General features: G+C 24.5%; 11 protein-coding genes. 3 read left to right on the forward strand and 8 right to left on the reverse strand.

The window, feature by feature from the left end; all coding sequences use genetic code 4:
* Nucleotides 1-13: 13 nt before the first annotated feature.
* Nucleotides 14-1978, reverse strand: coding sequence for a transketolase (tkt, locus tag SPM_RS03825; RefSeq protein ID WP_004028273.1), 1965 nt, complete (start codon nucleotides 1976-1978; stop codon nucleotides 14-16).
* Nucleotides 1979-2302: 324 nt separating this feature from the next.
* Here tkt and SPM_RS03830 point away from each other — a divergent pair, with 324 nt between their 5' ends.
* Complete coding sequence (locus tag SPM_RS03830; RefSeq protein WP_004028274.1) at nucleotides 2303-3526, forward strand: hypothetical protein; 1224 nt, start codon at nucleotides 2303-2305, stop codon at nucleotides 3524-3526.
* Between the two features lie 270 nt (nucleotides 3527-3796).
* Here SPM_RS03830 and SPM_RS03835 read toward each other — a convergent pair whose 3' ends face one another.
* Nucleotides 3797-5347 (reverse strand): hypothetical protein, encoded by a 1551-nt coding sequence (locus SPM_RS03835; protein WP_004028276.1) that lies wholly within the window; start codon nucleotides 5345-5347, stop codon nucleotides 3797-3799.
* A gap of 309 nt (nucleotides 5348-5656) precedes the next feature.
* On the opposite strand from SPM_RS03835, the gene SPM_RS03840 reads away from it, so the two are divergent.
* A complete protein-coding gene (locus SPM_RS03840) occupies nucleotides 5657-6160 on the forward strand; it encodes a hypothetical protein (protein ID WP_137165054.1) in 504 nt (167 codons plus the stop codon).
* 153 nt (nucleotides 6161-6313) lie between these two features.
* Here the strand turns inward: SPM_RS03840 and SPM_RS03845 are convergent, their stop codons facing one another.
* A complete protein-coding gene (locus SPM_RS03845) occupies nucleotides 6314-7297 on the reverse strand; it encodes an IS30 family transposase (RefSeq protein WP_004028281.1) in 984 nt (327 codons plus the stop codon).
* A 72-nt stretch (nucleotides 7298-7369) separates the two neighbouring features.
* On the opposite strand from SPM_RS03845, the gene SPM_RS03850 reads away from it, so the two are divergent.
* Nucleotides 7370-7843, forward strand: a complete 474-nt coding sequence (locus SPM_RS03850) for a lipoprotein (RefSeq protein ID WP_004028282.1) — start codon at nucleotides 7370-7372, stop codon at nucleotides 7841-7843.
* 21 nt (nucleotides 7844-7864) lie between these two features.
* Here SPM_RS03850 and SPM_RS03855 read toward each other — a convergent pair whose 3' ends face one another.
* The 5 genes from SPM_RS03855 to SPM_RS03875 all read right to left on the reverse strand — a co-directional run bounded on the left by SPM_RS03855 (nucleotide 7865) and on the right by SPM_RS03875 (nucleotide 12290).
* On the reverse strand, nucleotides 7865-10072 hold the full coding sequence (locus SPM_RS03855) for a spiroplasma phage ORF1-like family protein (protein WP_004028283.1): 2208 nt from the start codon (nucleotides 10070-10072) through the stop codon (nucleotides 7865-7867).
* 12 nt (nucleotides 10073-10084) lie between these two features.
* The gene (locus tag SPM_RS03860) at nucleotides 10085-10321 is read right to left on the reverse strand and encodes a hypothetical protein (RefSeq protein WP_004028284.1); all 237 of its coding nucleotides are present in this window, start codon (nucleotides 10319-10321) and stop codon (nucleotides 10085-10087) included.
* Nucleotides 10321-10722, reverse strand: a complete 402-nt coding sequence (locus tag SPM_RS03865) for a hypothetical protein (RefSeq protein ID WP_004028285.1) — start codon at nucleotides 10720-10722, stop codon at nucleotides 10321-10323. Before SPM_RS03865 ends, SPM_RS03860 begins: the two co-directional genes overlap by 1 nt.
* Nucleotides 10715-11728 carry a hypothetical protein gene (locus SPM_RS03870; RefSeq protein ID WP_004028286.1) on the reverse strand — a complete coding sequence of 338 codons (1014 nt, stop codon included), beginning with the start codon at nucleotides 11726-11728 and terminating at the stop codon, nucleotides 10715-10717. Before SPM_RS03870 ends, SPM_RS03865 begins: the two co-directional genes overlap by 8 nt.
* Nucleotides 11729-12086: 358 nt before the next feature.
* Nucleotides 12087-12290 carry a DUF2649 family protein gene (locus tag SPM_RS03875; RefSeq protein ID WP_004027715.1) on the reverse strand — a complete coding sequence of 68 codons (204 nt, stop codon included), beginning with the start codon at nucleotides 12288-12290 and terminating at the stop codon, nucleotides 12087-12089.
* Nucleotides 12291-12469 lie beyond the last annotated feature (179 nt).

The raw sequence follows: 12469 nt of genomic DNA on the forward strand, positions 1-12469 counted from the left end.
GCAATTATTATTTTTACAACACTTGCATTTTTTTATTAATAACATTAACAATTTTTTCAACATTAAAACTAAAATATTCTAAAACATCTTGAAATGGTCCTGATTGACCGAAGGTATCAGTTCCAAAGTTTAACCCACTATTTGAAGTATAACGTTCTCAGCCAAAGGTTGTCCCTAATTCAATTGAAGCAATTAAAGCCAACGGTTCTAACAATCTTTGTTTATATTCAGCATCTTGTTGCTCAAATAATTCTCAACAAGGCATTGATACTACTTTTACTTTAATTTTTTTATCATGCTCTAATTTTTTTGCAACAGCAATTGCCATACTTACTTCACTACCTGTTGCTAACAACACAACATGATTATTATCTTCTTGTCCATAAACTTGATAAGCTCCTTTTTTAACCAGCTCAACATTTGAATGTTCTAATTCTGGTAAATCTTGACGTGTAATTAAAATAACACTTGGAGTATGTTTTGATTGTAAAGCCATATGATAAGCTCCTAATGTTTCATTAAAATCAGCTGGGCGAAAAACATTTAAGTTTGGTTGACTACGTAACATGGCTAATTGTTCAATTGGCTGATGTGTTGGACCATCTTCACCAACAGCAATTGAATCATGCGATAAAATATAAATAGCTGGAATTTCCATTAATGAACTCAACCGAATAGCTGGCTTCATATAATCAGCAAAAACAAAGAAACCACTTGCAAAAGGCATTAATCCTCGGTGTAAACAAATTCCATTATTAATGGCAGCCATTGCAAATTCTCGTACCCCATATGCTAAATTACGACCTAACCGATTTTCAGCACTATAAACACCATCAGCTCCTTTTGCTTTTGTACTACCACTTAAATCAGCACTACCACCAATTAAACCTGGAATAATATTAGAAAGACGATCAAGTATTGCACCACTACTAATCCGTGTTGCTTGTGGCTTAATTGGTTTTAAATCACGAAAATCTTGTGGATTAAAATTAAAATTCCCATAAACTGCATCATCAAGTTCTTTTGCTAAAGCAGGATTTTCTTTGTAAAGACCTTGATACATTTTTAACCATTGTTGATATTTTTTAATTCCCCGTTGTTTAACATTGACTTCAAAATCCTTATAAACTTCACTAGGAACTTCAAATGGTTTATAATTTCATTCTAACATTTTACGAACTGTCTCAATATCACTTCCCAACGGAGCACCATGTACTGCTGGTGTTCCTTGTTTAGTTGCCCCATCACCAATTATTGTTTTTACTTCAATTAAGGTTGGTTTATTACTTTTTTTTGCTTTTATAATAGCTTGATCAATTGCCTCAATATCATTCCCATCTTTGACAAAAAGATAATTTCAATTTGCTGCTTTAAAGCGATCAGCAATGTTTTCACTTTGTGCAACATTAACCATATTATCCAATTGCACATCATTTGAATCAAACAATACAATTAATTTATTTAGTTTTCAATGTCCTGCTAAAGAAATTGCTTCTTGTGTAACTCCTTCTTGTAAATCACCATCACCACATAAAACATAAGTATAATGATCATAAAGCGGATATTTTTTGGTATTGTATTTTGCTGCTAAATGAGTTTCTGCCAACGCTAAACCAACTGCTGCTGCAAGTCCTTGTCCAAGAGGACCTGTCGTAACATCAACTCCTGGAGTTAAATGTGATTCGGGGTGACCAGGCGTAATTGAATCAACTTGACGAAAATTTCGTAAATCATAAATATTCAGATCAAATCCTGATAAATGCAATAACGAATATAATAAAGCACTACCATGTCCTGCTGCTAAAACAAATCGATCACGATTTGTTCATTTGTCCACTTGGGGGTTAACAACTAAGTGTCTTGTAAATAAAGTATATGCCATTGGCGCAGCACCAAGAACAATTCCCGGATGGCCTGAATTTGCTTTATTAATTGCTTCAATTCCCAACATTTTGATTGTATCAATTGATTTTTTCATTCTATTTGTCTCCTTTTTATACACTAATTAATACTCATAATATCATTGTACAACGAATTAAAAGAAAGAACTTAAATAATTTGAAAAATATTCCATTAATTCTTACTTTTTTTGGATTATTCATTTATAATTAGAAAAAGTCTGAATGAAAATAAATAGAAAAAGAGTGGTCCCTTTAATGGTTAAATATTTATTTAAAAGTCGTGATAACGTCCTCTAACTTTTTAAAACAAGGAAATTAAAAAATAAAAGATTTTTATTAAACCCCGCACTAAAAAGTAATAATATGATAAATAATATAAAGTAAAGGATGTGATAACAAAAATGACAAATAAATTACGAAATTGAAAAGTGATAATGATTATTCAAGGAATTTTGATGGGAGCACTATTTTCATTTATTCCATTTGCAATTTTTGATAAATTTGGTTTAACAAAAATTTGATTCTTCTTATTAATTCCAATTGCAATGTTCTTTTTTACCCCACTATGGGCTAAAGTTAAAAAGAAAAAGAGTAATACCTTTATTCTTCAAATTAATAGTTTTTTTCTTTTTATTTTTCTTTCGTTATTAATGACTGTTAATTTTTTTGATAATAATTTAATTATTTATTTTTATCCCCTATTGCTTTTTTGTACTGGCATGTTTGTTGCTGGTATGGTTCCTTTCTCAATGGAAATTATCCGTAGTTATGCTCGTGAACATCAATTAAAAACAAACCCTAGTATTTATTTTATTGTAGGAAGTGTTGTTACAATTATAATTCCTTTTTTACTACAATACTTTTTAACAGAATTAACAACCAAAATTTCCTTACAAGGATACTTTAGTTTATTGGCATTAATTAACTTTAGTTTAATTTTTTTTAACCATGATATTCAAACTGAAGAAATTACTTTTAAAATTAATCCTAGTAGTTGAAAAATACTTCAAAAAAACAAACAATTTTGAAGTTATTTATATTCATCAAGTTTTTTATATAGTATTAATGAAGTATTTGGATACATTCTTCCTATTTTAATTTTTAATAATACAACAATTATGATTATAGTCATAGGTAGTTTATATGTTATTCGAAAAATAAGTTATTTATTTGGATATTTACTGAAAATAAATAGTAATAATATTAAACACCAAATTATTTGGAATACAATTATTACTATAATTGCTATCGGATTATTATTAGGATTAACAATTGCCTTTTTTCCCTTCCAAACTCAATTATCGCATATTTTATATTTAACCATTGGCTTGGGTGGTAGTCAAATCTTAATTGGATGTTGTCTTGGGCATTTAAGCCGGATTCAAAAAAATAATATAATTAGTTTAGTTGGTACTGACCATTTAACCTTAGGTCTAATGATTGAACATGTCTTCGGCCATGCTATCTTTAGTTTATTACTAGGTGTAATTATCATTCCAATAATAATTAATTTTTATACAAATATATTAACTTATATAATTATTTATAGTATTATCATTGGAATGTTATTATTAAGTTTTAGTTTTAGTTTTATCAAGCTACCAGTAAAAAAAATAAAAACTTAATTTTTGATATATAAGTCATAATTAAAATATAAAAAATCAACTCAGAAATGCACATCTAAAATAAAGTAGACATAAATAAGGAGATGTTCAAAAAAGAGTTGATTTTTTAATGATAAATAATATTATTTAAAACAAATAATTGATTTGCATTAAGATAAGTATGACCATATCTATTTTTGATTTATTATATTGTCATATTTATTACTACAATGAAGATGTATCACATGCTCCTCACCTAATTTTTGAATAAAATCACTTTTCTTAACAATTTTAAACAATTTTAAATTCAATTGTCTGTAAAAACACATAACCTGTTTTATTATCTACGGGAACAGGATTAACAAATAAACCATATGAAAATGAATTATAAGCAAAACTTAAAACGAGTTGTGGATAACAATTGTGAGCATCTGGTCTTCAGAAGAAATTAAAAACAAATGAATTTGAATAATTTGTTAAATTCATTCAACCATTACTAGTTATTGAATTTAAAAGTAATTTTAAATCATGTTTTTCAGAAAGATAACGAAAAATAGCACCTATATTATCAAAAAAAGAAGCACTTGGTTGAAAATTACTAATTTTTTCAGATAACATAATAAAATCCGTTTTGGTTACATTAAATATAATTTTATTATTATAAGTTTCAATTTTATAATAATTTCAAAAATCCATTATTTTTTTAGCAAAATCAAATAATTGATTATTAATATATTGCTTTGATGCTAAAACTTTAATTGGAGTTTTTAATGTTACTGCGCTAGTTTTATTATTAAATGGTAAATTTTCGATCATGAAATCATTTGGAATAAAAGATGTTATATTTGCGCGAACATAATAATTATTTTCAGTTGGAATTTTATTTTTAATATATTTTTGTTCATAAAATTTTAAAAAGTTTTCCGCTGTTAATTTTGTTGGGTCATACCCTTCGCCCGCTCATGCTAAAACAGAATCTTCTTCTTTTTTAAAATTTCAAGTTGGAGCATCAATACTATAAAAAGTATTAAAAATTAATGAATGATCATTAGTTATAAAATTAATATTTCTTAAACGTAATTCTTCGGCAATTATTTGTCAAATTGTGTTTGATTGATGGATATTATTAAAATTTCGTTTTAGTTTTTCAATAATCTGATATTTATACTTACCAAAAAGATTGTCAATAAAAGTAACAAAATAATTTTCCAGTTCTTTTTGAATATTATTTAGTGCTAAAATATTATTACTAACAACAACTAAACTATTAATTGAATCACGTACTTTTAATTCTTTAAAACTTACTTCATAAGGAATATTAAATTTAATTGTAATACCTTTTATAGTCTGTTTCTTACTTACCATTAATTTTTCTAACTTATCAAAATTAACAAGTTTTAAAGTAAGACGAATATTTTTCTCGTCTAATGATAATGGCACGATATTATAATAATAGTTTGCATATTGATTAATAATTTCTTGGTTAATAATATTAAGTTCTTTTTTGAAATCAGTAATTAATTGTTTTAAAAAATTTCACTGATAAATTTCATCACCAACTAACATTAGTTCGTTCTTTTTTTCTAACTCTATAATAAATTTCTGTAATGCAGACAATTCATTAGGATAAGTATTAATATCAATTTTGGTTTTTGTTTCTAATCAAGCTGGAAGTCTTTTTTTTGCTTGCTCTATAATTGTGTTAATGGTTTCAAAATCTTGATTTAAAGTTATCATATTATCATCATCAGAATACTTTTCATTTGTTGAACAACTAATAGCTGTTAAACTAAGACTTCCACTCATACTAAAAATACTAAAAATAGTTATTAACCTTTTCATCTATTTGCCACCTACCTTGTATAACCTATACTACATAAAAGTATTATATCATACTGTAAATTGTAAATGCAAGTGCAACAAATCTATTAATTAAATGATAGCATATTTTATATAAAAATATATAATTAAAATGAATTTTAATTAGAAAGGAATAAAAAATTTATGGATGTCTATATGTTTAAAAAAATTAAAAAATGGGGAGTATGTATAAGTGTTTTATTCATTATTATTTCTTTATTATTGTTATATCTTCCTATAAAAGAAATAATTAATTGAAAAGATTATATAGATACTGTAATAGCGCTTATAATGTTTTTAACAACATTTATTACTTTTTTAGTTGCATTTTTCACATATCAAATTGCTAATCAAAGTTATAAAATTCAAAAAAAAGCATTTGAAATTGAAAACAAAAATTATATTCAAAATCAATATGATATAATAAATGAAATATTAAGTGAAAGACAAAGAAATATTGAAAAAATGAAACTTTATAAAAATAATATTGGAAAAAAAGAATTATGAACAAATTTATCTTTAAAAATTTTAGTTAATAGCATTGGCACAAAAACTGCATCAAATTACAACACTGTAAAATGTAAAGAATGCAATCAAACATATAAAATAGATGACTATGATAAAAAACTAAAAGATAAACTAATTAAAGAAAAAAAGGATAAGTTACTTGATACATATCATGATTTAACTTTTATAGCAAATTTATTTATCATTAAAGAAGAATATGTTGACAATAATTTTATATTAAAATTAGATATTTGCTTTAAATGTGATAAATTGTCTCAAATTACCTAATGTTCTTTCATTGAGCATATTTTTTAATACTCTTTCAGAATATACTTTAACCTAATACTTCCATGCAGACTTTACAAGTCTTGAACCATCCGATTCTGCTGCTTTTAAAATTAAATATTATAAATGCAAGTTCAACAAAAATAAAATAAAAAATTAAATATAATTTTGAATCATATTTACAAATTTACTTTTAGATGAATTTCAACCTAAACACTGACGTGGTCTCTCATTTATTATATTAACCACTTCATCATAGTATTGTTGTGAAAAAATATCTAAGTCAATACTCTTAGGAAATCAATGTCTTAAATCACGATTAATTCGTTCAACAATAGGTTTCTGTGTTGGTTTACCTCTATCACAAAAATAAACTTTAGTACCAATATAAACTTCAATTTGTTTTCATTCTGAAAACTCTTTACCTTGATCAGTTATAATACCTTTAACTATTTTCTTTAAAATACTAGTTTTAAAAATACTTTTAATAACTCTAATTACTTCGTTTGGTGTTCTATCTTTTAATTTTTTTACAATTTCAAATTTAGTTAATTGTTCAGTTAAAACCAAACAAACAGATTTCAAATCTTTACCAACTATTGTATCCATTTCAAATCACCCAAATTCATTTTTATTATGTTTAGCTTCTGCAATAGTTCGAAAATTAGTTAATTTACCTCGATTATCAATAGTTTGCTTACTTTTATTTTTTCGACCATGAAAATACAAATTACGCTTATTTAAACCAAATAAGCCAAGAAAAACATATTTATATAAAGTTTTAAAACATACAGGAAATTTAATACCAAATTCACGTTTATATGCATAACAAATAATCTCGGGCGATCAATGAAATTTATTAAATTTTTCATCTAATCACATTAATTGTTGATATGAAAATTTAATATGTTTGACTGATTTTTTACGATTTTTAAAATACTTTTTATGAGCTTTAACAGCATTATAATACTTTGCACTGTAAAAACGATTAATTTCACGTAAAATAGTACTTCGATGTTTATCCATTGCTTTTGCTATTTTAGATAAATTTGGTTTACCATTTTTCTTTTGAAATAGTTTTGACACTAATAACTGACTTAATATAACACGTTCATCAATATTAAAATGCTTATAATTCATTATTAAATACCTTTCTAAAATTTTTTGTTATAATTATTACATAGTTTAATAAAGGAAGGAACAATTAGCCAAATGAAAAAATTACTAAGTATTTTAGGAACAATAGGATTAACAGCAACAAGTACAACAACATTAATTAGTTGTGAAAAACCAAATAACAATGAAAATGGGGGTAATAAACCAGAACAACAAAAACCACCAGAAGAAAGTAAATGAAAAATACCATCTACAATAAATAAACCTTTAAATGGGATTGATAATAAATATTATATTGTTATTTGAAGAAATAGTGAAAATAGTAATTGAAAAATTAATAAATTTTTAAATAATCAAGAAACATTTTTTATTGATTTTGATTCTAGATTACAAAAATCAAAAGTAAATGGTTTTTATGATTTAGGTGTTTTAAGACAACAAAGTACAATGATTTATTGGCATGAAGATAATGGTAATTATTTTAAATCTGTTTATTACTGAGATGGAAATGGTGAACCAAAAACACCTGATATTGATAATAACGGTAAAATTACAAATTGAAAAGAATAAAAGGAACTTAATAGTTCCTTTTTATATTAATCGTACAAATTTCATAAATATAATTAATAGGAATATATTTGTTATTGTATTATATAATGCTGGACTAAATTTTCATACCTCAAACGTTTGATTAAAAAAACTATATATTGTTTGAAAAATCTTACCAACACCACTTGCTAATTCATTTACTTGCTTAACGCCCGGAATATTATTAACAATTCATATTGCTGCATTTCGAATATGACATGCTAAATTATATCAACTACAACTTTCATACTGGGCTTGTCATCATTGCCCGTCAGGGAACAATCCACCATTATTTATTTCTTGTCAGTTATAAATACCAAAATTAAAATCATAATAACGATACATATCATTTTCTTTTTGAGCTTGTAACTCAAAAACATTATAACCAATTTTTTGTTCTTCAATTTTTTTATATTTTAAACCATATTTATCTTTTAAAGTGCCTTCAAAAATATAACCTTCATTTTGATTAATATTATAATCATTTGAAACTGAAAAATCATAATTAAATACATTACCATAATTTGTATTATAAAATCGATTTTTAAACGCTGAATACAATTTAATATCTAATTGATTATATTTATCTGAAAAATAAAAGTAATGTGGATAAATTTTAAAACCATTATTCGCTAATAAACCATATCTTTTATTATAACCTTGCACATAAGTATTATTTTCTAAATCAAAAATGGTTCTTAAATAATCCTTATAAAAATTTTGAGAAACCGTAAACATACTATTTAATAACTTTTCAAATTGATTTTTATTGACATTATTTTTATCAATTAAAACATCTCTAAAATTAACTAATTTTAAACCAAAAAAGTTAATTAAAACTGTATCATATTGTAAATTATCAATATAACCACTTTCAATAAAATTACTACGATTTTGAAACACTGGCACCAACGCATGCGCAAAAAAGGCTTTTAAAAATTTATTAATATCAATTTGTCCTTTCATCTGTTCAAAAATCTCTTTACCAGTATTAGGAGTATTACCTTGATAATAATTATATGTTTCAGCACTAAAATTAAATTTATTTTCCTTATCTTTCATAAAAGAAAATAAAAAACCCAAATCATCAGTATACCGATAATTATTATAATCATATCCATTCCAATATTGCTTAAGGTGTGTTAACTCTAAACTACCAGCAATAATATTTTTTTGTTCATCAATCGTTAAAATCATTCTATAAATTGACTTTTTAGTTAAAATTATACCAGTACTAGTTTTCTCTAAATTATTAATAATTTCAAAATCAAAAATTATTCTTTGACTACCTAAATTTGGATCATCATAATCAGGGTTACCACCTTGTTGAACTCGAATATTTTCTTGCACAATAGCATTAATATATTTTAATAAAAAAGAACGAGTATTTTGATATTCATTATCAGTTCAAAAAATAACATTACCAGTATTTTTATCAAAATTTGGTAATTCAAATGGTTCACCAATTCCATCTCAACGATAAACATTATCATTTGAAGTTTTAAACCCGTTACCAAATTTACCATAAATAGAAATATCCTTTCCATCATTAATTGCTTTAAAAATACTATACGGGCTAATGGGTTTACCTGAACTTCACATTTTAGGAAAAATACCAATATATCATTTATTATTTATATTTTTAATCTCATTACTATAATCTTTTTTATCAATTAACTTTCATTTTTGAAATTTTAAATTAACTATCTGTAAATTATCAACACTTTTTTCTAATTTATTAATAACTTCCACAGTATTAAAATACTTAGCAAAAGAATAAGAAAAATTAGTTAATTCTTTTAAAAATTGTTTTTTATCAACATCATAAAATTTATCAATGTTATATTGTTTAGCATAAGTATCTCAATTTTTATATAAATCCATAAACTCATCACTAGGCTTGTCGAATGAAATTCCAGTTGAATAACTATCTTTTAAAAAATCTAAATATCATTTATCATTATAAGTTAATGTTTGTGATGTTTTTAAAGTAGGATTAATAAAATAATTTGTTTCTGACCAATTTTCAAAAAAAGTACTGCGTAAAAACATTGTATTAATAAAATCTGTTTCATTGATACCTGTTGCTTGCTGTTTAACATTATAATTTTGTTGATTTAAAGGTTTAAACGCTGTTAAAGTAATCAAAGGAATAACTAAAGTTAAAATACCTAAAATAAATATCGCAAATAAAGATATTGTTTTTTTCATATTTAACTACTCCTAACTATACAATGTTTTTGAAACAATAAAGGCAAGAATATATAGACTTGAAATCGTAAGCATTAATGGGTGAGAAAATAAAATTGCCATTTTACCAAACAACGAAAGTAACCAGGTATCTGAATTATATAGATCCATAATAATGTTTTTTGCTGATGTAAGTTGATTTATAATAACTGTAATAAAACCAGTTCCAAATATAGCGATTGCCGCAACTAATAAAACTAATCTAATCATTACTTATTCACTCTCCGATATCCTTGTTCTCTTGTTTTTGCTTGTTTAGCTAAACTTGATAATTGTTGTTTATTCCGATTAATTTTAAAATCCTTACGTTCTTTAATGTGTTTTTGGATACCTTGTTTAGTATCTGAAACTCCACGAGCTGTTGCAGAATATAATTTTGATATACTATTTTGAACAGTTGAACCTAATTCATTATATTGTGTTGATGTACCATGTATTGCATAAATTGATAATTTAATAACCATAAAAAAAATTACAAAATAAGCAATAGTTGTATTTGTCATTGGCAATTTAGTATTTCAAATCACATCAAAAATAAACAAAAATACATCAAAAATAAAACTAAAAATTTTGTCTCAATTACTATTATTCTCAGCAAATAAATTAATCATCTTTACCACTTCCTTTTTCTTTTTTAGGTTTTAAATTCTTTTTAAGAATATCAATATCTAGTAACTCTAAACGTTCTTTTATTGTTAAATCTTTAAGTTGTGTTCAATAGTACTCTTTAGTAACAGGAACATCATCATTTTTTAAATCACGAACAAATGATAATCATTTACTTTCATACTTTTGGGCGATTTCTAATGGGATAATTATTTTAAAAAACCGAATTCCTAATCCAACATCAGATCTATGTTTTGCACGTTTACCTTCCGCTGTACGTTTGACAGATTCTGTTTTTCAAATTTCATAATCAGTAATATCTTGAAAAATACCAATTCGCATAATAAAGAATCTATTAAAAAAATTAATTCCTTTTTTAGTAATAGGTTTTTTAAGCGAAATAGGAATAATAATACCACTAGCTAATTGGCGAATATTATTTCAAAGCATACCTTCGCGTTGAGCTGTAAATAAAGCACGGTGTCCAAAATGTCTAGCTAATACAATTCAAGGAATTTTACCACGATGAGTTACTTTTTCATCATGAGGACTAGTTCCGTCAATATATAAAAAACTTTCATCAAACAAAATTAAACTATCATCTGGAGGAACTGGTTTTGTTCTATCTGTAAAATCTAAATTTTTAAATGTTAAAACTTTAACTTTATCATCTTCTAATGGATAATTACTATAAATTTTATCTGTTAATAATTTCATTGTTTCTGACAAATAAGTTAAAAGTAATGTTTTCCCTGTTCCTAATTTACCAATAATTACCGATAATGGATTATCTCAAACAAAATTTACTAAGCGAAAAGCATTCAATTGATAAAAAATATTTTTTCATAATCACCAAACAAAATAAACACACTGCAAAGCAAATAAAAGTCAAAATACTAAACCAGTATAATTTAAAGAAATAATTCAAAATAATAAATCAACTAAACTAAACAAAAGCATTGAACCGCTAATATAACAATAATTTTTTAGAAAAAATATAAACTTTTTCATTTTACCTCCAATAGTTATTTATAATTAAACTAGTATTATTATGGTTTTCTCTCCCCACAAATCAAAAAGGAGAGTGATAAAAATACTTAGTATTTTTTTATCAATACTACGGACATTCACACCAATAATGCCCTATATATTATTATTTTTAGGTTTTAATCCTTTTGGAAAAGAATTATTCATATTAGATAAAATAATATGATTATTCAATACAATAGAAATTAATAACCTATCATTTATTTGATTTATCATTATTTCAGTTTTAATAAGAGCAGGAATAATAATAATCAAAAGAATAATATCAATATTTATATAAAAATTTGTGGGGAGAGAAAACCATAATAATAACAAAATTTAATTATTTAAAACAACTAACTATTTTGAAAACCATTCACAACAAGAACCAAGTTAAAAATAAAATAACAATTCAAATGCCAATCATAAGAGTTAAATATTCATTTTGAGTTAAATTCCAAGTTGTAATACTTTCAACGTTAGATTTATCAATAAATAAAAATACATGAATAAAAAACTCTTTTAATTTTTCTCAATCTTTTGCCATAATTTAAAAGCTTCACATTTTTTGAATGATTTTAAAAAACATACCAAAAAATAAAACTATAAATAATACAAACGAGAGAACATACAAAAATTCAGGAGCATTTGAACCAATAATATAACTTACAAATTGAACTCAATAATCATATAAACTCATTTAATTTAAATCTTTCAAATCATTAA

The organism is Spiroplasma melliferum KC3 (assembly GCF_000236085.2).
GTDB classification, from domain to species: Bacteria; Bacillota_I; Bacilli_A; order Mycoplasmatales; family Mycoplasmataceae; genus Spiroplasma; species Spiroplasma melliferum.